Below are 21337 nucleotides of genomic sequence, written 5' to 3'. Positions count from 1 at the left end.
CAGTCCGCTGCGCCGTCCGTCGTGGTCATGGGCGATTCACTGGTGTTCTTGAGCGAGGCATCCAGCCTTTCGGGAACCGAGACCTGGATCACCGACGAACTCATCGCCGGCGGGTTCCAGGCCTATCTCACAGGCTTGGTCGGGGTGACCGTCGACTTCACGTATCTGCACCTCTGGAACCAGCCGAGCCGCCAAGGGATCACCCCCGACGTGCTCGTGGTGGCGCTCGGCACGAACGACATGCACGTCGACCCGCAGACCGGACTCCCGCTGACGACCCCCGAGGCCGCAGCCATCGTGCTGGGGACCTGGCTCGCCGAGGTTCCCGACGCGTGTGTGCGGCTGGTCGGCGTTGCCGAGTCGGTCGCCGGCTGGGGTCTCGACGTCACCGGGCCGGGCTGGAACGCAATGCTGGTCGCCACGGCCGCGGCGCACGCCAACGCGACATATGTCGCGTGGGAGCCCCTGGCGGCATGGACCGGAGGTGGTTCCTCTCCGCATCTCACACCCGAGGGGAGAGATGCCTATCGGGACCTGCTGGTTTCGGCTGCCACGAGCTGTCAGGGCTGACGCCGAACCCGTTCCGCGCGAAGTGAACGGCCATTAACTTCTTGCTAGAATGTGCCGTATGAGCACGCCCTTGCCGTCTGCAGAAGAAGTCCGCGCCGATCTCGATGCCTGGCTCGATGAGAACTGGGATGAGAGCCTCACCGTCGAGGAGTGGTGGGCCCGTCTCGCGCCCACGGGCTATGCCCACCCGACGCTGCCCGAGAACGCCGGTGGCAAGGGATGGGGTCGCGACCTCGCCGCGGTGGTCAACACCGTCATGGCCGAGCGCGAGGTGATGGGCCCGCCGTCGTCGGGTCTCGGTTGGATGCTCGCTGCGCCCACCATCGCGGCCCACGCCACCCAGGAGCAGATCGACCAGTTCGTGCCGCCGATCCTCACCGGCCAGGTCGGGTGGTGCCAGCTCTTCTCCGAGCCCGGTGCGGGGTCCGACCTCGCCGGCCTCGGTTGCAAGGCCGAGAAGGACGGCGACGAATGGGTCATCACCGGTCAGAAGGTGTGGACCTCCGGCGGCCAGGTCGCCGATTGGGGCATGCTCATCGCCCGGACCGACCCCGACGCGCCGAAGCACAAGGGCATCAGCTACTTCGCGTTCGAGATGGATCAGCCCGGGGTGACCGTCGTCCCGCTCACCGAGATGACGGGCCGGGCACTCTTCAACGAGGTCTTCATCGACGAGGCCCGGGTGCTCGATGCCAACATGATCGGCGGCCTCAACAACGGGTGGGCGGTTGCCAACTCGACGCTCATGTTCGAACGGGCATCCCTCGGGTCCGCGGGCAAGAAGCCGCAGACGGCGACGCCGGGCTCCAAGGGCAAGGCGTTGCAGCGCCCCGTCACCGACTTCGCCAGGAAGGAGCGGTCCGAGGGCGGTGTGCCGTCGCTCGGCCCCGGCCTCTGGCAGCACTATGTCGACCTCGCGACGAAGTCCGGTCGCATCACCGACCCGGTGCTGCGGCAGGAGCTGATCAAGCTCTATTCGCTCATCGAGATCAACCGCCTCGGCACGCTGCGGGCGAAGGATCCCAGCCAGCGCACCGGCGCCGAACCCAACATCGGCAAGCTTCACATGTCCGAACTCTTCCGCCAGTTCCGCGAGGTCGGCCTGTCGGTCATCGGCGCCGACGGCATGCTCTGGGGCGCCAGCGATCCCACCTCCGGCGGCACGATCGGCGAACTGGCGACCTTCTCGCCCGGCCCGTCGATCTATGGCGGCACCGACCAGATCCAGCGCAACATCATCGGTGAGCGCATCCTCGGTCTGCCCCGCGAGCCGGGCCCCGACAAGAACACCCCGTACAAGGACCTCCCCAAGAACTGACCCGCCACACCGGTGTCAGACACCCGCTACAGCGGTGTCAGACACCCGCCACACGGCGCAACGATCGGGCCGGTGACGCGACTGGTCGTAGACTCGGGCCATGGCAACGACGCGGCGGGTGTCCGGCATCAGCGTGGCTCTCGGCCGCGGATCGGGTGAGCTGCGGGTCGATGTCGACGACGCACTCGACGCGATGGACGGCGGTCGGCCGGTGGTGCTCGCCCTCGCGGTGTCGTCCCCCGCCGACGTGCCGGCGATGATCCGGGCCAGCGCGGTCGTCGCCGCCTCGGGTGACGCCCAGAGCCACACGGCGATCATCGCCAACGCGGCCGGTGTGCCGGCGGTCGTGGTCCCCGGACTGACGATCGGCGCCGACGGGATCGAGGTCGACGGCACCGCACTCGAGGTCGGCCACGAGCTCACGGTCGACGGCGACGCCGGCACTGTCGAATGGCGAGCACCGTGACGACACCGACTGTGGTCGGCATTCAGCTGGCGAAGGCGTCGCGGCTCGGCATGCAGCCGGTCGGGATGGCCGAGATCGAGACAGCCGCAGGCCTGGTCGGCGATCGCTACCACGGATCGAAGCACCGCCAGCTCAGCGTGCAGTCACAGACGGAGTTGGCCGAAGCCGAGGAGAAGTTCGGTCGGCCGATCGACCCGCTCCTCACCAGGCGCAATGTCACCATCAGCCACGGCGACATCCCGCGCACGCCCGGACACCGTTGGAAGCTAGGGGAGGTCGAGCTCGAGGTGGTCCGCGACGCGGCGCCGTGCAAGATGCTCGACATGGAGATCGGCGACGGCGCCCGCACCGCGATGCGGCGGCGGGCCGGGGTGATCTGTCGGGTGATCGCCGGCGGCACGCTGACCCTCGGCGATCACGTGACGCTGTGATCCCGGGTCGATCGCAGTCCGGTGGGTCGACGGTCGGCACCACGTTTCGGGTCGCCGGATTCCCCACGCGCGTCCGGCCGACGTTTCTCATCCTGATCGCGCTCGTCGGCTGGTATCCCGACATCACTGCGGCCCGAATGGCGATCTGGGTCGTCGTCGCGAGCGCCGCGATCATGTGGCACGAGCTCGGCCACGCCAGGGCGGCCCGCCGCCTCGGTGCGTCGCCCACCATCGAGCTCTACGGGTTCGGCGGCGCGACGATGTGGCGTCCTCCGACCGACCCCACTCGATGGCAGCTGATCGGTGTGTCGTTCGCGGGTCCGCTGGCCGGCTTCAGCATCGGCGCTGTCCTGGGCGTCGGCGTGGCCCTCGCCGGCGGTGTCGGCACGGGCGACGTGCGCTACTTCGTGCTTGCCGTGCTGTGGACCAACGTCGGATGGGGGCTCGTGAACCTGTTGCCGGTTCTTCCCCTCGATGGTGGGCACATCCTCGCGGAGCTCCTGCCCGGCGATCGGGCAACCAGGAATCGTAGGGCTGCGGTCGTGTCGATCGTCGTCGCCGGTATCGCGATCGTTTGGCTGGCGTCGATCGGGATCGTCTTCGGTGCGCTGATCCTCGGCTGGATCGTGATGACCAATCTCTCGACCCTCAATGTGCAACGAGCCGCCGGGAGGCGGACCATGGCAGAGGACGCCGCCCGCGACGCGCTGACCCGCCTTGGCCACGGTGAGGCAACCGCGGTGTCCGACATCGAACGGATGCTCGCCGATCTGCGGCCGCAGTCCGCGGCTTTCCGCGCAGTAGCGATCGAGACCGCAGCGGCAACCGGCGATGCCGCTGGGGCGCGTCGGCTACTCGATTCAGCTCCCATCGATGAGCCGTTGTCGCCCGGTCTCTACGCGCTCGTCTTCGCGGCCGAGAGCCAGGGCCGCGACGGTATCGGTGAGCTCGTCGAGATCCTGCGCCGAGAACCGACCGCTCGTCACGCCCGATGGCTCGCGATCGCGCTGCGTTGGGGCGGCCGGCTCGATGATCTGCCGACGATCCTCGCATCGTTGGCGGGGCGACTCGACGGGACGGTCCTCGACGAGGCTGCAACGGTCGCGGCGGGGCTCGGCAACCCGGCCGTCGCTGAGGCCGTGCGAGCCCTCGGCCGGGCCTGACCCCCGGCCACGCGGTCGTTCTGAAGGCCGGTTCACCCGTTATCAGCGGGTGAACTCGCCTTAGTTTGCGGTGGAGGGGGGAGGGAGGAGGGTGCGGGAGGCGTCGTGAACGGTCCGGGCCATCTCGTGGCGGCCGGCGGCGAGGAGATCGTCGTTGAAGACCTCGGCGGCCACGAACGGGTCGCTCCCGATGTGGTCGAGGGCCTCCCAGATCGCCGCGAAGTCGACGGCACCGGCGCCGGGAAGGCGTCGACGGTGCATGGCTTCGTCCTCCACCTCGTCGAGCGGCATTTCCGGCGCGGCCGACGGCTCGCACAGCTGCACGTAGGCGATGCGGTCGCCGGGGAGGGAGCGCAGCAGGTCGAGGTCGGGGCCGCCGGGCTGGCGGATCCAGTGGAAGGTGTCGAGCAGGATCGTGGCGTTCGGTTCACCGCCGTCGAGGATCAGATCGTTGGCGGCGGCCATCGTCGCCACGCCGGTCCACGGCAGGAACTCGAGCGAGATGACCATGTCGGCTTCGGCCGCGCGAGCGGCGATGGAGGCGAGACCCTCGACCGCGGCCGATCGGTCGTCGAGCGGCCCGAGGCAGGCGGCGCCGATGATGCGGGCGCCGAGGTCCTGGCCGCTGGCGATGAGGCCGTCGATCTCCTGGGTCACGATGTCGCTCGGGCCGTTGGTCCAGCCGATGGCCGCTTCCACCGCCTCGACCCTGAGGCCCGAGTCCTTCACGGCCTGTTCCGCACCGTCGCCGGCCAGCATCAGGTGGAACGGATAGAGGCTGACCGAGTCGAAGCCGGCCACGGCGGTCGCGTCGAGATAGTCGCGAAACGAGTCACCGTCGACCGACATGATGTCCGCGAGCAGGGTGGACGGGCAGTTGCCGAGCGAGGTGATCTGCATCCCCGGAGTCTCTCCGACGTGCCCGAACGCGGCGAATCGGCCAAGATCAGCGGGTGACCGACAAGATCAGACTCGAGATCGACGGCGGCGTCGCCACGATCACCAACGACAACACCGAGAAGCACAACGCGTTCGACGACGACATGGACGCTCGCCTGTTCGAGATCTTCGACGAGCTGATCGCCACGCCGACGGTCCGGGCGGTGATCTGGCGTGGTGAGGGCAAGAGCTGGTCGTCGGGCCGCGATGTCGCTGCGATCGGCAACAATGTCACCGACCTCACCCATCACGAGCTGATGAGCCGGGGCCACCGGGGCATCCAGAAGATCTGGGAGCTCGAAGCTCCGATCATCGTGCCCATCCAGGGCTGGGCCATCGGCGGCTCGTTCCAGCGGGCGCTCATGTGCGACATCCGCATCGCCGCCGAGGGTGCCCGCTTCATGCTGCCCGAGGTCGGTCACGGGGTGATCCCCGACACCGGCGGCATGGGTGTGCTCTACGAGATGTGCGGCCACGGTCTGGTCAGCGACATGGTGCTCACCGGGCGACGTCTGTCGGCAGAGGAGGCGCTCCAGCACGGCATCGTGAGCCGCATCGTTCCCCCCGACGAGCTCGACACGACCGCGCGGGAGATGGCCGAGAAGATCGCCGCGTCGCCCGCCGTGACGGTGAAGCTCGCGCGCCGGGTGATCAGCCATCTGAGCCGCCCGGAGATCCGATCATCGATGGAGGACGAGCTGATCTACCAGACGTTCCTCAACAAGTCCGACGACTTCGCCGAGTTCAAGGCCGCCCGGGCCGAAGAACGCGAACCGAACTACCGGGGGAGTTGACATGAGCGACGACGTACGAGGCCTCCCCGAACCTCCGCCGCTCGGCGCCTCCGCCCTCCCGGAGGGGACGTTCGACGGTGTCTGCGTGTTTATCACCGGGGCCGGTACCGGCCTCGGCAAGGGCATCGCCCAGGAGTTCGCCCGGCTCGGGGCGTCGATCGTGATCGCGAGCCGCAAGCCGGAGCATCTCGATGCCGGTCGGGCCGCCATGGACGAGTTGGGCGCACCGGTCGAGACGGTCGCCTGCGACATCCGCGAACCCGACAGCATCGCCGCCGCGTTCGACGCGGCCGAGGCGGCCTTCGGGCTGCCGCAGGTGTGCGTCAACAACGCAGCGGCGAACTTTCCGGTCCCCGCCGAGGACATGTCGCCGAACGCGTGGCGCACCGTCGTCGACATCACGCTCAACGGGACCTTCTTCGTCGCACGTGAGTTCGGTCGCCGCCACCTCGCGGCGGGGACACCGGGCAGCATCATCAACATCGGCGCCAGCTACGCGTGGACGGGTGGGCCCGGTTTCGCACACTCCGCGGCGGCCAAGGCCGGCGTGAAGAACATGGTCGAGAGCCTCGCCGTGGAATGGGGCCCCTATGGCATCCAGGTCAATGGCCTCGTGCCGGGCTTGATCCCGCACGAGGACATGACGGCCGACATCCAGGGAAACCTGGCTCGTGCCGACCCGGTGAAGGACGCCCTCCAGCCGGCGATGCGCGTCGGCACGCGGCGCGAGTTCGGCTGGGCCGCGACCTTCCTGGCCAGCCCCTACGCACAGTTCATCACCGGCCACACGCTCGTGGTCGACGGTGCCAACTGGCAGCGCCGGGCGATGACCAACCCGACCGTTGTCCCGATCCGTGAACAGATGGGCAAGGGCGCCTTCGAGTTGTAGCGCAGCGGCACAAGTAGCGTGCCCCGATGGAATTCGTCCACGTGGTGCTGCTGCTCGGCGGCGGTCTCGTCGCCGGCATCGTCAACGCGATGGCGGGGGGCGGATCACTGCTGACGGTGCCCCTGCTCGTCTTCGCCGGCGTGCCCGGCAACACGGCCAACGGCTCGAACCGTGTCGGCGTGCTCGCCAACTCGCTGAGCGCGGCGAGCACGTTCCGTCGTCTCGGCGTGGCGGGCCTCGCCGGCATCGGGCGCATCCTCGGTCCGGCGGTGGTCGGATCCCTGATCGGGTCGGTCGTGGTGTCGCAGCTGGCCGACGACACATTCGAGCGCATCTTCGGTTTCGTGATGATCCCGATCCTGATCATGTCGTTGCGCAAGCCCGACGTCGAGGCGATGGCCGACCGTCCTCAGTGGCCGCCATGGCTCACCACGCTCGTGTTCTTCGGTATCGGGCTCTACGGCGGAGCCTTCCAGGCCGGCGTCGGCCTCATGATGATCGTGGCGCTCTCCCGAGCGGGCGTCGACCTCGTCATCGCCAACAACATCAAGTCGATCGTCACATTCGTGTTCACGGTGTTCGCCCTGCCGGTGTTCATCGTCAACGGCGATGTCGATTGGGCACCCGCGCTCGTCCTGGCCGTCGGCCTCGGCACGGGCGGCTTCGTCGGCGCGCACATCACGGTCGCCGGTGGCGAGAAAGTGATCCGACCGGTGCTCGTCGTCGCCGTCCTCGTGTTCGCAGGACGACTGCTCGGACTCTACGGATGACAGGATGGTCCCGATGATCTTCCCCGAAGCGCTCGCCCGAGCCATGCCCAAGGCCGAGCTCCACGTCCACCTCGAGGGGAGCGTCGATCCGTCGACCATGCTCGCACTCGCCGACCGCCACGGGGTCGAACCGCCGGCCGGCGACGTCGACGGGATGCACGCATGGTTGCAGTTCGACGGTTTCCCGAGCTTCCTCGAGCGCTACTTCTGGGTCTGCGGACTCCTCCGCAACGCGGACGACTTCGCCGACATCGCCCACAGCTACCTGCGCACCGCCCACGACCAGGGCGTGGTGCATGTCGAGTTCCACGTCTCGTCGAGCTACCACATCGTGGAACGGGGGGCGGACTGGTCCGAGGTCCTTGCCGGTGTCGTGGCCGGTTGTGAACGGGCCGAGGCCGAATTCGGCATCTCGTCGCTGCTGATCCCGGATCTTTCGCCCCATCTCGGCGCCGATGCCGCACATCGGGCCCTCGACGTGGTCCTGTCCGAACTCCATCCGCGGGTCGCCGCCGTGGGGCTGGGTGGGCCGGCCGACAACTGGACGACGGAGGACTTCGGTTCGGCGTTCACCCGGGCCCGTGAGGCGGGCCTGCACACGGTCAGCCACGCCGGCGAACACGGCCCGGCGTGGGAGGTGCGCCACGCCCTCGAGGTGTTCGGGGCCGAACGCATCCAGCACGGCATCGGCGCGATGGGCGACCCGGAGGTCGTGGCGATGTTGGTCGACCAGGGCGTTGCGTGCGATGTCTGCCCCGGCAGCAATCTCGCGCTGGCGGCGGTGTCGTCGCTTGCCGACCACCCGCTCCCGGCGATGCTCGACGCGGGTATCACTGTCACGCTCGGGTCGGATGACCCGCCGCTCTTCCAGACCGATCTGCTGTCGGAGTACCGCCACGCCTGGGAGCTGTGTGACCTCGATGAGGATGGCCTGCGTCAGCTGGCCGACAACTCACTGATCGAGAGCTTTGCGCCCACCGATGCAGTGGCCGGCTGGCTCGCTGCAGACCCGGCGGACACCGTCGCGGCGGAGGATGTCTAGATCTCGTCGAGGAGTTCGTCGCGGCGTGATGCCGCCTCCTCGTCGCTGATCAGCCCCTGCGCGCGCAGCGCCTCGACCTTGGCGAGTCGCTCCTCGATCGTCGGCTCGGTTTCGGGTGGGGATGTCGTGGCAGGCCGAGAACGCGGGCGACTGCGCCGGTCGTCGACTTCGGGCTTCAGCACCATCGCGCTCGTCACGCGGTCCTGCGAGAACAGTGCGGCAGTGGTGGCGTCCTCCGGACTCATGCCGCGGCGGATGCCCATGTCGCGCAGCGTGGCGAACTTCCAGATGCCGATGCCCGCCGAGATCAGCATCGCGACGACCATCAGCGCGATGAATCCGTCGGAGTCGGGTCCGGCGGTGTCGAGGCCGGATGGCTCGGTGAAGATCACGGGTCCTGCGGGAGTGTCGCGGTCGACCTGCGCGCCGGCCGGCTCCGCGAGCAGCAGCACCGATGCGGCAACCAGTGCCGCCGCCATCGCGAGTCGTGTCATCCGCCAACGCACGTGTGCAACCCTAGTCGCCGGCCGCCGCGGCGTCCTCCGCGAGGTCGCGGATGCCCTCGACACAACGCTGCATGTTGGCCCGGTGGGTGTCCTGGCGATCGCGGATGATCTGCGTCTCGTTGTCGGGGTCGTTCTCGATGCTCCACGTGAGCCCGGACGAGCCGGGGCCGAAGCGCATGGCGAAGCGCAGGCGGGTGCCGCCGGCGAGGGGGACGAGCTCGAGGCGCCACTGGGTCCCCGGTTCAGCTGCCTCGGGGCGTTGCACGTTCCAGGCGAACAGGCGTCCCGGTTCGTAGGCGACGCAGATGCTCGACGTCTCCCACTCGCCGAAGCCCTCGGCGAAATTCCTTCCGGTGAAGCGGGTGCCTTCGCCCGGTTCACCGTCCCAGGTCGCGCCCTGGAACTCGTCGCTCCAACGGCTGAGAAGGTCGGGGTCGGAGATGAACGGCCAGATCTCTGCGGGCTTGGCGTCGATCTCGACCTCGACGGTCACACCGGGGCCGGCAGCGAACGTGACCGGACCATCGGCGTTGGCGGCCAGGGTGTCGCCCCAGCGGTCGATGTAGGTGATGGTCCTCGCCGAGATGCGCGGCGCCGCCTTGAAGTCGGTCCCGTCGGTGTAGGCGACGGGCAGGAGCACGATCTGCGTGAGGCCCTCCGGCATGCCGAGCAGCCGGCGGAACTCGTCGGCCTTGCTGAGATGCAACGTCGTCCAGGCGCTGCCGAGGCCTCGGGCCCGCAGCGCGAGACAGAAGCTCCAGGCGCCCTGGATCACCGAGTCGAACAGGCCGGGGCGTCCGCTGTTGTCGTGCTCACCCCAGATGCTGACCAGGACGATGGCCGGGACGTGCTCGAGGTTCTCGGCCAGGTACGCCGCGGAGCCGAGGACCTTCTCGTTGTGGTGGCCGGTGCCCTCGACACCCTTGTGGCTGGCGATGATCCAGTCACCGCCGGCCTCGCGGTAGAGCTCGGCCAGCGCCTTCTTCTGCGCGGGATCACGCACGATCAGCCATCGCCGCGTCGACTGGTTGCCGCCGGTCGGGCTCTGCTCGGCGAGGTCGATGCAGTCGAACAGGACCTGGTCCTCGACGGGGCGTTGCAGATCGAGGCGCTTGCGGACCGCACGGGTCGTCGACAGGACATGGTCGACGGCGGCGATGGTCGCCGGGTCTCCGGGTTCGGGTGGATGGCTCACTGGTGTTCAGTCTGGCCGAGAGCGTTCGCCATGAGCCAGACTCCTCCGACGGACTGCTCACGTGGAGTGGTCGAGGGGGAGAAGAAGGACAATGAACGACAATCGTGGAACTCGTCTGTCGCGCATCAAGGTGTTGGCGATGGTTGCCGTCATCGCCGTGCTGGCATCGAGCTGCTACTTCCCGTTCGCGTGGCGTGTCGACACCGCGACGGGTGGAGCCGAGGTGGCGCCGTGGTGTCAGGGCGGCACCGACCTCTCGGCGGAGGACTGCCTCACGATGTCGGCCTACTTCGACCTCGCACTCGACTACGCCGCCGACTTTCGGTCGCTCGGAGACTTCGTCGCAGCGGGCGCAACGGAGGTCGCCGGACGCCCGGCCGACATCGGGGTGCCGTTCGCGCTCCCCGGTTGTTGCACCTCGTTCGACCCGGCGACGCCGAGCCTGCTCCTCTACGACGGAACGGCGCCCTCGTCTCGACTGGTGGGTGTCGGCTGGGGTGTCGACGGGGCTGAACCCGCAGGGTTCGCCGGCGATCTCGATGTGTGGACCGACGTGAACGGCCGATGGTTCCTCACCGCCTGGATCGTGCGCGGCTATCTCAACCATCCGAACGTGTTCGCGCCGGCGCATCCGTGCCTGGTGCCCGGGGTCGACTACACCTCGACGTCGTCGGCGTGCTTCCTCGCCTCGCACACTCGGGATCTCGAGATCCTCGTGACGAACGACGACGGGATCGGAGCCGACGGGATCGACGAACTCGTCGAGGCCCTGCGGCTCGTCCCCGGCGTCCATGTGACGGTCGTCGCGCCGGCCGTCAACCAGTCGGGCACCGGAGACTCGACGACGCCGGGTGGCGCCACTGCCGCTCCCGGCACGACGGCGAGCGGTTACCCGGGAACGGCGGTGAACGGCACCCCGGGAGACTCGGTCCTGTACGCGCTCGGAGCGATGGGGCTCGCCCCCGACCTCGTGATCTCCGGCATCAACGAAGGCCAGAACATGGGTCCGATCATTCCCCTTTCGGGAACGGTCGGCGCCGCCAAGTGGGCGTCACGCGGGTGGGTGCCCGCGATCGCCACGAGTCAGGGCACTGGCACGCCGGTGGACTTCGCGGCCGGCGCCGACGCAACGCTCGAGGTACTCGAGCAGTTCCGACTCGGCGAGATCATGAACGACGTCTCGGTGGTGACGAACATCAACATCCCGACCTGCCCGTCGGGGGTGATCCGCGGCACGGTCGACACCGTGGTCGCGTCGAGTCTCGCGGGGCGCAACTACCTGCTGCAGGACTGCACCTCGACGCTGCCGATCGAGAACGTGATCGACGACATCGACGCCTTCAACAACGGGTTCATCGGCATCACCGAGGTTCCGTCTTGAGTGGTCGACTCGATGGTCGAGCGGCCGTGATCACCGGCGCGTCCGGCGGTATCGGCTGGGCGACGGCTCGGAAGTTCGTGGCCGAGGGGGCGAAGGTCGTCGCCGTCGACATCGACGTCGACCGTGGCGCCGAGATGGTCGACGACATCGGCCCCGACCGGGTCACCTTCGTCGAAGCCGATGTCCGTTCACCCGAGCAGGTCCGCGCTGCGGTCGACCGGTGCGTGGCCGACCATGGCCGGATCGACGTGTTGTTCAACAATGCGGCGACCTCCACGGGCGGCTATGTCGCCGATCTCGATCTGGCCGGGTTCGACGACAGCATCAAGCTGATGCTCAACGGGCCGCTCCACGGCATGCAGGCCGCGATTCCCCACATGATCGCGCAGGGCGGAGGGTCGATCATCAACACGTCGTCGGTCTACGGCCTCGTGGCCGGCGCGGCGAATGCCCCGTACTGCGCGGCGAAGGCCGCGCTCATCAACCTCAGCCGGGTCACCGCTGTCGAATACGGCCGAAAGGGCATCCGCTGCAACGCGATCTGCCCCGGGGTGGTGGAGACGCCGATGTTCGAGGCGGTCCTGGGAATCGGCCTCAAGACCCGCGAGGAAGTGGCGGCCATGCACGCCATCGGCCGGACGATCCGACCCGAGGAAGTGGCCGATCTCGTGCTGTTCCTCGCGTCGGACGAGTCGACGGCGATCACCGGTCAGGCGATCCAGATCGATGGCGGCCTGCTCTGCGAGACGAATTTGACCGGTGTTCCCCCGGTCGGTTGAGCAAGAATGGCCGCCATGGCCTCCACCGACATCCAGCATCTCGACCGTGAACAGCTCGAGGCGACCATCGAGCACGTCCGCGCCTCGCCCGCGGAAGGCTCGCTCGAGCTGATCGTCCAGCGTCCCGCCGTCGACGAACGGGTCGTGCTCGGGGAGGCCCGCCTCACGATCGAGGAGGGCCTCGAGGGCGACACCTGGAACCAGCGGGGCTCGAAGCGCACCGACGACGGCAGTCCGCACCCCGACATGCAGCTCAACATCATGAACTCGCGGATCCTCTCCGCCATTGCCCAATCGCCGGATCGGATGCCGCTGGCGGGGGATCAGCTGATCGTCGACATGGACCTGTCCGAAGCCAACCTCCCGCCGTGGACGAAGCTGGCGATCGGCGACGCGGTGATCGAGATCACCGACCAACCCCACACCGGCTGCGCGAAGTTCAGTCAGCGGTTCGGCGTCGAGGCCCACCGCTTCGTCAACAGCGAGATCGGCAAGGAGCTCAAGCTCCGAGGGGTCAATGCCCGGGTGATCACCGCTGGTGCGATCCGCCAGGGCGATCGGATCCGCAAGGTCTGAGCTTCGGCGTGTCGCCGACCTGATCCAGGAGGCTGCGAGCGTTCGGCCGAGGGAGTTCGGGTGACCGTCGGAGGGAACCGACTCGATGCCCGTCAACTCAGTGGTCGTCGGGCTTGGTTACCTGGGCGAGGTAGGCCGCGGGTGAGACACCGAGGTGGGCGCAGAAGTCGCGTGTGAGGTGGGCCTGATCGGCGTAGCCGAGTTCTGCGGCCACTTCGGCCCAACCCCGCCATTCGCCGTCGTGATCGATCGCGTGTCGGGCGGACTCCGCCGCCTCGATGATCCGCCACCGTCGGATCACGAACGAGGGGCTGACGCCGACGTGGACGTCGAACAGGCGCTGGAGGGTCCGAACGCTGACCCCCGCCAGGCCGGCCAGCTGTTCCACTCGTCGGATCGATCGGTCGGTCTCGGACGCAGCGGCGATCTCCGCAACGCTGCGGGCCTCGGCGACGAGCGCCGGGTCTCGGCGGGCCACGATGCACTCCAGCGCGTCTCGGAGCCGCTCGACGCGCGAGGAACTCGTCGGCTCGGCCGAGACCTGAGCGACCAGTCGGGAGCCGCCGATGTCGGGGAGCGCCGCGTCGAGGCTCATCTGACGGTCGACCATCGACCGTGCCGAGACGTCGAGCAGCGCGCCGATTCCTCCGACCGTGGTGCGAGCGGCCACGGTCCAACCGGCTCCGGCGAGGTGCCGATGACTGAGCCCGGTCATCACTCCATAGACCCGCCCCTCGGCCGGGTCGAGCGGAATCCCGGCGTCGTCGAGCGTGCCGATGCTGATGTTGCCTGCCGGATGGTTGAGTACCTGTTGGTCGCGGGTGAGGTCATCGGACAGATTCCATTCGACCGACCAGAACCAGTCGACCAGGCCGGAGAGCACGTCGCCCGCGGGAAAGCGAACGAACTCGACGTCGCGCATCATGGCGGCCGGGTCGATGATGCCGCGGGTGTCGGAGGGGATGGGACGGGACATCACAGCCGAGTATGCCGCCCGGTCTGGCGTGAATCTTCAAGACCGCGCGCCTGCCTCGGACATAGCGTTCGGGCATGAGCCCCGACAGCAGCGACCTGCCGATCTTCCCGACCACCGCGCCCTCCGTGTTCCGCGACGCCGAGCGGGCGGCGGAGCTCTTCACCCAGGTCCTGGAGCGCCTGGCCGAGATCGTCGACGTGGGAGACGACGACCTCGATCGCCCCACGCCCTGCACGGCAATGAGTGTCGGCGAGCTGCGGACCCATGTCCTCGGGTGGCTCGGCTACTTCGCCGCCGCGCTGTCGGACCCGATGGCGGCTTCACCGCGACCCGACCCCGAGTCGTTCGTGCTGGCCGACGGCACTCGGGCGAGCGACATCGTCCGTCGCTCGTCGGCCGACATCGGACACGCCATCGCCGCGGGCGCGGCCGGCCGTCTCGTCACGATGACCTCGTCGCGGATGCAGGGCGACGGGGTGCTGGGCATGGCCCTCGGCGAGTACGTGATCCATGCCTGGGACCTCGCCGCCGCCACCGGGCGCCCGTACTCGGCACCCGACGATGTGGTCGTGCCGGCCCACAAGTTCCTCGCCGGGATGATCGCTCCGGAGTACCGCGGGCCCGACTCCGGCTTCTTCGACAGCGAGGTCGTGGTACCCGACGACGCCTCACCACTCGAGAGGCTGCTCGGGTTCGCCGGCCGCGACCCCGGATGGAACGCGCCGGTAGCGGGTGTCTGACACCGGTGTGGCGGGTCAGCTGGAGCAGCTGAGCATGGAGCAGCCGGCGCGGGTGCGGGCCCAGTCGGGTCGCTTCTCGGCGAAGCGTTCGTTGCCGGGTTGTTCGTCGTAGGGGTTGCGGAGCACGTCGAGGAGCTCGGTGATCATCGTGTGGTCGCCCTGTTCGGAGGCATCGATGGCGAGTTGGGCGAGATAGTTGCGCAGCACGTACTTCGGGTTCACCGCGTGCATCGCCATCCGGCGATCGTCGTCGGAGCGGCCGTTGCGGGCCACACGGGCCGAATAGTCGCGCAACCACGCGATGGTCGCCGCCCGCACGTCGCCGGTGAGTTCGGCGGGGGAGTAGTAGGCGCCGAGCAATGGCGTGATCAGCGCATCCTCGTCGTCGGTGGACGACGGCACATCGGCCAGGGCCCGGAAGAACAGGGTCATGTCGGTCTCGATGGCCGGCAGGATCCCGGTGAGCGACTCGATCAGCTCCCTGTCGCCGTCGGCGTCGAAGTCGTCGAGGCCGAGCTTCGTCGCCATCATCGCGGGCCAGTCGGTGTTGAACCGGTCGACGAACAGCTCGAGACCGGCGTGGAGCGGCTCGGTGTCTTCGATGAGCGGATAGAGGGCATTGGCGAGCTGGGTGAGGTTCCACTGGCAGATCGCCGGTTGGGCACCGAAGCGATAGCGCTTGAACTGGCGGTCGGTCGTGTTGGGGGTCCACCCGGGGTCGTAGTCCTCGAGCCAGCCGTAGGGCCCGTAGTCGATCGTGAGGCCGTGGATCGACATGTTGTCGGTGTTCATCACGCCGTGGACGAAGCCCACCCGCTGCCAGTGGATGACCATGTCGGCCGTGCGGCGGCTGACCTCGGCGAACCAGTCGGCATACACCTCGGGCGACGGCTCGCCGAGCTCGGGGAAGTGGGTGCGGATCGTGTAGTCGGCGAGGCGGCGGAGGTTGTCGGTGTCCTGTCGCCACGAGAAGAGCTCGAAGTTGCCGAAGCGGATGAACGAGGGTGCGACGCGACACACGACCGCGCCGGGCTCCAGCGCCGGTCGACCGTCGTAGAACATGTCGCGCATGACCTTGTCGCCGGTCAGTGCCAGGCTCAACGCCCGCGTGGTCGGCACGCCGAGGTGGTGCATCGCTTCGCTGCAGAGGAACTCGCGGACCGAACTCCGCAGGACGGCGAGCCCATCGGCGTTTCTCGAGTAGGGGGTGGGGCCGGCACCCTTCAGCTGGAGGGTCTGGCGACCGTGGGCGGGTGTGACGACCTCGCCGAGGGTGATGGCGCGCCCGTCGCCGAGCTGGCCGGCGAAGTTGCCGAACTGGTGCCCGGCGTAGGCCATCGCGTGGGGATCCATGCCGGGGAGGAGTTCGTTGCCAGTGAACACCGCGGCGAAGCGGGCCGCGTTGGTGCCGGTCGCCTCGTCTCGATCGATGCCGAGCATGTCGAGCGTCTCGACCGATGCCGCAAGGAGGTGGGGCGACTCGGTACGCACGGGGGTCACCCGCGAGAACGCCGCCTCGCTGACCTGGCGGGGGCGGTTCTCGGTCGAGGGGTCGGCCGCGAGTTCGGCGGTGAACGAGTTGTCGAACTCCAGCTGGTCGAGCTTCATGGCAGCACCTCCTGACGACCAGCCTAGGGAGTCGTACGCTCCTGCCCATGAAGATCGGGGAGCTGGCCGACCTGGCGTCGGTTTCGACGAAGACGATTCGCTACTACGAGTCGATCGGCTTGCTGGCCGAGCCCGACCGGACACCGTCGGGTTACCGCGACTACGACGGCGCCGCCACCGAGCGTCTGCGGTTCATCCGTGATGCCCAGGCGACGGGTCTGACCCTGGCCGAGATCCAGTCGGTGCTGGAACTCAAGGACGCCGGTCGCAACAGTTGCGCCCACACGAGGTCGCTGCTCGAACGGCACCTGGCGGAGCTCGATGGACAGATCGCCCGCCTGGTCGACGCGCGCCGTGAACTGGTCGAACTGGCCGAGCGGGCGGGTGCCCTCGACCCGTCGGACTGCACCGACCCGAACCGGTGTCAGGTCATCGACGTCGACGGGTGAACCCGATCCCTTGACCTTCCTGTTGACTGGAAGGTCTACGATGGAAGCATGGCTTCTCCCCGCAGCACCGTCCGTGCGACCGACCTCGCCGTCGAAGGGATGACCTGCGGCGCCTGTGCACGCGCCGTGGAGGACGGCCTCTCCCGCCACGTCGGCGTCGAAGAGGCCCACGTCAACTTCGCGACCGGCGTGGCCTCGGTGCGCTACGACGACTCGGTCGACGTCGATGAATTGCGGGCGACGATCGAGGCGCTCGGCTACCGAGCCCCCGTGGAGCGCGATCACGACGCCGCGGAGGCCGAACGCGAGACGGACCTCTGGAACCGTCTCCGGATCGCGGCGGTGCTGACGGTTCCCCTGGTGGCGATCTCGATGATCATGCCGCTGCGATTCGGCGGCTGGGAGTGGGTCGCCGCCGCGCTGGCCACGCCCGTCGTGTTCGGTGCCGGATGGCGGTTCCACCGCGTGGCGGTCGGCAACCTTCGGCACCGCATGGTCACGATGGACACCCTGGTCTCGGTCGGGACGGTGGCCGCCTGGACATGGTCGATGGTGGTGCTGGTCGCCGGAATCGACGAGCCGGTGTACTTCGAGACGGGGGGCGTGATCGTCACCCTGATCCTCCTCGGGAAGTGGTTCGAGGTCCGCGCCACCCGACGGTCGGGTGATGCCATTCGTGCCCTCGCCGATCTCGGAGCCCGCACCGCCGTGCTCGAGGACGGAACGCAGATCGCGATCGACGATCTCGCGGTGGGGATGCGCTTTCGGGTGAAGCCCGGCGAACGGATCGCCACCGACGGCGTCGTCGTGAGCGGACGCGGCGCGATCGATGCCTCCGTGATCACCGGTGAGTCGGTGCCCGTCGAGGTCGCCGAGGGTGACACGGTCGTCGGTGCGTCGATCAACACCGACGGCTCGCTGCTGGTCGAAGCCCGCCGCGTCGGCGCCGACACGGCCCTGGCCCAGATCATTCGGCTGGTCGAGGAGGCGCAGGGGAGCAAGGCGCCGATCCAGCGGCTCGCCGACCGGGTGGCGTCGGTCTTCGTCCCCACCGCGATCGGGATCGCCGTCGTGACCCTCGTCGTGTGGCTGGCTCTGGGCTACCCGACGTCCGACGCGTTCACGGCGGCGGTCGCCGTGCTCATCATCGCCTGCCCTTGCGCCCTCGGTCTCGCCACCCCGCTCGCGATCATGGTGGGAACCGGCCGGGCCGCGCAGCTCGGCATCCTCATTCGGGGGGCCGAGGTCCTCGAGGACAGCCGCCGAGTCGACACCATCGTGCTCGACAAGACCGGCACGGTCACCGAGGGCCGCATGGAGTTGCTCGACGTGCGAGCCCCCGACGGCGACGGCGAGGAGCTGCTCAGGCTCGCCGCCGCGCTCGAGTCGGGATCGGAGCACCCCATCGGCCGGGCGATCTCGGCCGCAGTCGACACCTCGGCCGCAACGATCACCGGGTTCTCCAACGACGCCGGCCGAGGCGTCGCCGGCACCGTCGACGGTGTCCGGGTTCGGGTCGGTCGCCCGGAGTTCTTCGACGAGGTTCCCGAGCCCATCGCCGCGGTGCTGCACGACGCGGCGCTCGACGGGAGCACCGTCGTCCTCGTCGGGCGTGGGGGTACCGCCACCGGTGCGCTCGTCCTCGCCGATCGGGTCAAGGCCTCCTCCGCTGCCGCCGTCGCGGCGTTGACGCGCCGGGGACTCGAGGTCGCGTTGTTGACCGGCGACAATCCTGTGAGCGCCGCGGTCGTCGCCGAGGCGGTGGGGATCGATCGGGTGATGGCCGGCGTGCTGCCCGATGGCAAGGCGGCCGAGATCGAGCGGCTCCAGGCCGAAGGTCGCCGCGTGGCGATGGTGGGTGATGGCATCAACGACGCGCCGGCGCTCGCGACCGCCGATCTGGGCATCGCCATCGGGACCGGGACCGACATCGCAATGCAGGCTTCGGACCTGACGCTGGTGAGCGGTGAGCTGTCGGCGGCGGTCGACGCGATCGATCTCTCGCGTCGTACCTTCGCCACGATCAAGGAGAACCTCTTCTGGGCGTTCGCCTACAACTCGGCGGCGATTCCGTTGGCTGCGCTCGGCGTGCTCAACCCGATGATCGCGGCCGGCGCCATGGGCCTCTCGTCGGTGTTCGTGGTGACCAACAGCCTGCGTCTTCGCCGTTTCCGACGCGGCCCAGGCTAGGCCCGGGGCATCGGTGCATGTGAGACTGTCCGGATGCCACGAATGAATCTCGAAGGATCCTCATCGATCGTCACCGGCGGTGCCTCGGGTATCGGGGAGGCGAGTGCCCGGCAGCTGGCCGATGCCGGCTCTCGGGTCGTGATCGCCGACCTCAACGAGGCGCGCGGTCAGGAGATCGCCTCCGAGCTCGGAGGCCTTTTCGTCAAGTGCGACGTGAGCAAGACCGACGACGCCGATGCCGCGATCGCTGCGGCTTCGGAGATGGGCCCGCTGCGGGCGTTGGTCAACTCGGCCGGTCTGGGTTCCGCCGGACGCACGATCGACCGGTCCAATCAGCCGTTTCCACTCGAGCAGTTCGAGTTCGTCATCCGGGTCAACCTGATCGGCTCGTTCAACATGCTCAGCCGTTCGGCCGCGGCGATGGCCCAGACCGAGCCCCTCGACGATGACGGCAGTCGCGGTGCGATCGTCAACATGGCCTCGGCAGCAGCGTTCGAAGGTCAGATCGGCCAGTGCGCCTACTCGGCCTCGAAGGGCGGTGTGGTCGGCATGACCCTGCCGATCGCCCGCGATCTGAGCGCCGTCGGCATCCGCGTCAACACCATCGCCCCCGGCCTCATCGACACACCGATCTACGGCGAGGGCGAGGGGTCCGAAGCGTTCAAGAACAACCTCGGTCAATCGGTGCTGTTCCCGAAGCGTCTCGGTTCCGGCGAGGAACTGGCGTTCATGGTGATGGAGTGCATCACCAACCCCTACATGAACGGTGAGACCATCCGTGTCGACGGCGGCATCCGCCTGCCGCCGAAGTGATTCCGACCCGACGACTGGAGACCAGATGACCGAAGCGATCCTCACCGAGCGCCGCGACCGGGTGCTCATCATCACGATGAACCGGCCCGAGGCGAAGAACGCCATCAACGGCGCACTGGCGACCGGCCTCTGGGCCGCAGTCGAGGAGTTGAACACCGATCCGTCGCTCACCGCCGGCGTCCTCACCGGTGCCGGCGGGGCCTTCTGCTCCGGCATGGACCTGAAAGGGTTCGCCAAGGGGGAGGACATCGGGCCGGCGACCCACTTCTTCCAGAACGGGGCGGAGAAGCCGATCATCGCGGCCATCGAGGGCTTCGCTCTCGCCGGTGGGCTCGAGCTCGCGTTGGCGTGCGACCTCCTCGTCGCTGCCGAAGGTGCCCGTCTGGGCATCCCCGAGGTGAAGGTCGGGCTGTTCGCGGCCGGTGGCGGCGTGCTGCGACTTCCGAGCCGGGTCGGCTACGGCAAGGCGATGGAGATGGCGATCACCGGCGATCCGATCTCCGCGGAAGAAGCCCACACGTTCGGTCTCGTGTCGAAGCTCGCAGCGCCCGGCACCGCCGTGGACGTCGCGATCGAGTTGGCGGAGCGGGTCGCCAGGAATGCCCCGCTGGCCGTCGCGGCCTCGAAGCGAATGATCCGTGCGAGCCAGGGAGCGCCCGAAGCCGATCTGTGGACCTTGCAGTCGACGCTCGTCGCCGGTGTATTCTCCTCGAACGATGCCAAGGAGGGACCCGCGGCATTCGCAGAGAAGCGTGAGCCGAAGTGGACCGGCTCCTGAGGGGGACAATCGAGATGCGACTCATGTTGCGCAGGATCCGACTCGTGGCGGTCTGCGCGTTGATGGCCGTGGTGGCGAGCAGCTGCTACTACCTCGACGCGGTGGTCGCCGAGAACGAGGCCGAACCGGTCCCGTGGTACTGCAACCCGACCGCGTTCAACACGGTCGTCAATCCGGCCATGGGTTCGGTCGACTGGTATGCCGGCATCACCCGTGGTCCGCTGAGCTACGCGGATTGCAAGACCCTCGGTCTGCAGCTCGATTTCGCCCAGTCCTTCGCCAATCAGTACCCCACGCGGGGTGATGCCGAGGCGGCGGGCTACTTCGAGACCTTCGAGCGGATCCCGGGGATGGGTACCCATCATGGGCTCGGCGTGCTGACCGCAGCCGATTTCGCCGATCCGACATTCGACCCGACGCATCCGGAGGAACGACTCAACTCCGGGCTGCCCGGCCATGTCGACGGCCTCTTCGAGCCCGGCCGCCCCGAGTTCCTCCAGTACGACGGTACGAGTCCCGATGCACCGCTCGTCGGCATGTCGTACTACGTCTACACCGACACGGGCCTTCCCCCGGAAGGATTTGCGGGCGACAACGACTGGTGGCACCACCATCCCCGGTTGTGCCACGATCCGGCGACCGGGAAGGCGACGCTGGGGGTGAACCTCTCCGACAGTGCCTGCGAGACTCGCGGTGGTGTCAACGTGCACCTCGAGAACTTCTACATGCTCCACGCGTGGATCGTCCCGAACGTCGAACTCCACGCCGACGTGTACGCGCCGACCCACCCCTGCATCAAGGGCGGCGGCACCATCTTCGACATGAACGATCCGTGTCACGACGAGCTCCCGCCCGCAGGTGCCCCGGTACCGGGCTCCTCCGACGCCGGTCTTGCGGTACCGACCGGGCTCTTCTGCCCGATCGGTCTCGTCGGTCAGGACTGGGAACTCACCGACGCCTGACC

The 21337-nt window shown here is 68.5% G+C and carries 23 protein-coding genes; 18 read left to right on the top strand and 5 right to left on the bottom strand.

The genetic code is table 11. The annotated features are described in order from the left end of the window. The first annotated feature begins 27 nt into the window (after window positions 1–27). From R2707_05965 to R2707_05945, 5 genes are all read left to right on the top strand, one after another. On the top strand, window positions 28–570 hold the full coding sequence (locus R2707_05965; GenBank protein ID MEZ5244622.1) for a hypothetical protein: 543 nt from the start codon (window positions 28–30) through the stop codon (window positions 568–570). Window positions 571–628: 58 nt separating this feature from the next. Beyond that, window positions 629–1888 carry an acyl-CoA dehydrogenase family protein gene (locus tag R2707_05960; protein ID MEZ5244621.1) on the top strand — a complete coding sequence of 420 codons (1260 nt, stop codon included), beginning with the start codon at window positions 629–631 and terminating at the stop codon, window positions 1886–1888. A gap of 100 nt (window positions 1889–1988) precedes the next feature. Continuing rightward, window positions 1989–2354 carry a PEP-utilizing enzyme gene (locus R2707_05955; protein MEZ5244620.1) on the top strand — a complete coding sequence of 122 codons (366 nt, stop codon included), beginning with the start codon at window positions 1989–1991 and terminating at the stop codon, window positions 2352–2354. Beyond that, a complete protein-coding gene (locus tag R2707_05950) occupies window positions 2351–2785 on the top strand; it encodes an MOSC domain-containing protein (protein ID MEZ5244619.1) in 435 nt (144 codons plus the stop codon). The genes R2707_05955 and R2707_05950 overlap by 4 nt, the downstream gene beginning before the upstream one ends. Continuing rightward, on the top strand, window positions 2782–3948 hold the full coding sequence (locus tag R2707_05945; GenBank protein ID MEZ5244618.1) for a site-2 protease family protein: 1167 nt from the start codon (window positions 2782–2784) through the stop codon (window positions 3946–3948). The genes R2707_05950 and R2707_05945 overlap by 4 nt, the downstream gene beginning before the upstream one ends. A 60-nt stretch (window positions 3949–4008) precedes the next feature. Here the strand turns inward: R2707_05945 and R2707_05940 are convergent, their stop codons facing one another. Further along, entirely contained in the window at window positions 4009–4848 is an 840-nt protein-coding gene (locus tag R2707_05940) for a sugar phosphate isomerase/epimerase (protein MEZ5244617.1), read from the bottom strand. A gap of 53 nt (window positions 4849–4901) precedes the next feature. Here R2707_05940 and R2707_05935 point away from each other — a divergent pair, with 53 nt between their 5' ends. The 4 genes from R2707_05935 to add are packed head-to-tail and all read left to right on the top strand — an operon-like array spanning window position 4902 to window position 8382. Then, window positions 4902–5681, top strand: a complete 780-nt coding sequence (locus tag R2707_05935) for an enoyl-CoA hydratase/isomerase family protein (GenBank protein MEZ5244616.1) — start codon at window positions 4902–4904, stop codon at window positions 5679–5681. Between the two features lies 1 nt (window position 5682). After that, a complete protein-coding gene (locus R2707_05930) occupies window positions 5683–6570 on the top strand; it encodes an SDR family oxidoreductase (protein ID MEZ5244615.1) in 888 nt (295 codons plus the stop codon). Between the two features lie 26 nt (window positions 6571–6596). Further along, the gene (locus R2707_05925; protein ID MEZ5244614.1) at window positions 6597–7340 is read left to right on the top strand and encodes a sulfite exporter TauE/SafE family protein; all 744 of its coding nucleotides are present in this window, start codon (window positions 6597–6599) and stop codon (window positions 7338–7340) included. 13 nt (window positions 7341–7353) lie between these two features. Then, window positions 7354–8382, top strand: a complete 1029-nt coding sequence (gene add / locus R2707_05920; GenBank protein MEZ5244613.1) for an adenosine deaminase — start codon at window positions 7354–7356, stop codon at window positions 8380–8382. Here add and R2707_05915 read toward each other — a convergent pair. Together R2707_05915 and R2707_05910 are read right to left on the bottom strand one after the other, a co-directional pair. Beyond that, complete coding sequence (locus tag R2707_05915) at window positions 8379–8888, bottom strand: SHOCT domain-containing protein (protein MEZ5244612.1); 510 nt, start codon at window positions 8886–8888, stop codon at window positions 8379–8381. The genes add and R2707_05915 overlap by 4 nt on opposite strands. A 10-nt stretch (window positions 8889–8898) precedes the next feature. Continuing rightward, entirely contained in the window at window positions 8899–10083 is a 1185-nt protein-coding gene (locus R2707_05910) for an SRPBCC family protein (GenBank protein ID MEZ5244611.1), read from the bottom strand. Between the two features lie 91 nt (window positions 10084–10174). On the opposite strand from R2707_05910, the gene R2707_05905 reads away from it, so the two are divergent. The 3 genes from R2707_05905 to R2707_05895 are packed head-to-tail and all read left to right on the top strand — an operon-like array spanning window position 10175 to window position 12819. Continuing rightward, the gene (locus R2707_05905; protein MEZ5244610.1) at window positions 10175–11464 is read left to right on the top strand and encodes a 5'/3'-nucleotidase SurE; all 1290 of its coding nucleotides are present in this window, start codon (window positions 10175–10177) and stop codon (window positions 11462–11464) included. Further along, window positions 11461–12243 (top strand): SDR family oxidoreductase, encoded by a 783-nt coding sequence (locus R2707_05900; protein ID MEZ5244609.1) that lies wholly within the window; start codon window positions 11461–11463, stop codon window positions 12241–12243. The genes R2707_05905 and R2707_05900 overlap by 4 nt, the downstream gene beginning before the upstream one ends. A 15-nt stretch (window positions 12244–12258) precedes the next feature. Further along, entirely contained in the window at window positions 12259–12819 is a 561-nt protein-coding gene (locus R2707_05895; GenBank protein MEZ5244608.1) for a hypothetical protein, read from the top strand. 97 nt (window positions 12820–12916) lie between these two features. On the opposite strand, the gene R2707_05890 is transcribed toward R2707_05895, so the two are convergent. After that, complete coding sequence (locus R2707_05890; protein MEZ5244607.1) at window positions 12917–13795, bottom strand: helix-turn-helix transcriptional regulator; 879 nt, start codon at window positions 13793–13795, stop codon at window positions 12917–12919. Between the two features lie 74 nt (window positions 13796–13869). Here R2707_05890 and R2707_05885 point away from each other — a divergent pair, with 74 nt between their 5' ends. Then, entirely contained in the window at window positions 13870–14535 is a 666-nt protein-coding gene (locus R2707_05885) for a TIGR03086 family metal-binding protein (GenBank protein MEZ5244606.1), read from the top strand. A gap of 15 nt (window positions 14536–14550) precedes the next feature. On the opposite strand, the gene R2707_05880 is transcribed toward R2707_05885, so the two are convergent. After that, on the bottom strand, window positions 14551–16143 hold the full coding sequence (locus R2707_05880; GenBank protein MEZ5244605.1) for a YdiU family protein: 1593 nt from the start codon (window positions 16141–16143) through the stop codon (window positions 14551–14553). Between the two features lie 47 nt (window positions 16144–16190). Here R2707_05880 and R2707_05875 point away from each other — a divergent pair, with 47 nt between their 5' ends. From R2707_05875 to R2707_05855, 5 genes are read left to right on the top strand one after another with little or no spacing between them, the layout of a single operon-like run. Beyond that, window positions 16191–16592: a heavy metal-responsive transcriptional regulator gene (locus R2707_05875; protein ID MEZ5244604.1), complete on the top strand. Its 402-nt coding sequence runs from the start codon at window positions 16191–16193 to the stop codon at window positions 16590–16592. A gap of 48 nt (window positions 16593–16640) precedes the next feature. Continuing rightward, window positions 16641–18782: a heavy metal translocating P-type ATPase gene (locus R2707_05870; GenBank protein ID MEZ5244603.1), complete on the top strand. Its 2142-nt coding sequence runs from the start codon at window positions 16641–16643 to the stop codon at window positions 18780–18782. Between the two features lie 33 nt (window positions 18783–18815). Continuing rightward, window positions 18816–19595 (top strand): SDR family NAD(P)-dependent oxidoreductase, encoded by a 780-nt coding sequence (locus tag R2707_05865; protein MEZ5244602.1) that lies wholly within the window; start codon window positions 18816–18818, stop codon window positions 19593–19595. A 25-nt stretch (window positions 19596–19620) separates the two neighbouring features. Continuing rightward, on the top strand, window positions 19621–20373 hold the full coding sequence (locus tag R2707_05860; GenBank protein MEZ5244601.1) for a crotonase/enoyl-CoA hydratase family protein: 753 nt from the start codon (window positions 19621–19623) through the stop codon (window positions 20371–20373). Window positions 20374–20396: 23 nt separating this feature from the next. Further along, window positions 20397–21335, top strand: coding sequence for a hypothetical protein (locus R2707_05855; GenBank protein ID MEZ5244600.1), 939 nt, complete (start codon window positions 20397–20399; stop codon window positions 21333–21335). The last annotated feature ends 2 nt before the right edge of the window (window positions 21336–21337 follow it).

The organism is Acidimicrobiales bacterium (genome assembly GCA_041394245.1).
In the GTDB taxonomy this organism is placed as follows: domain Bacteria; phylum Actinomycetota; class Acidimicrobiia; order Acidimicrobiales; family Aldehydirespiratoraceae; genus JAJRXC01.
The sequence above is the reverse complement of the archived record's forward strand: the minus strand, read 5'-3'. Positions and strand labels throughout refer to the sequence as shown.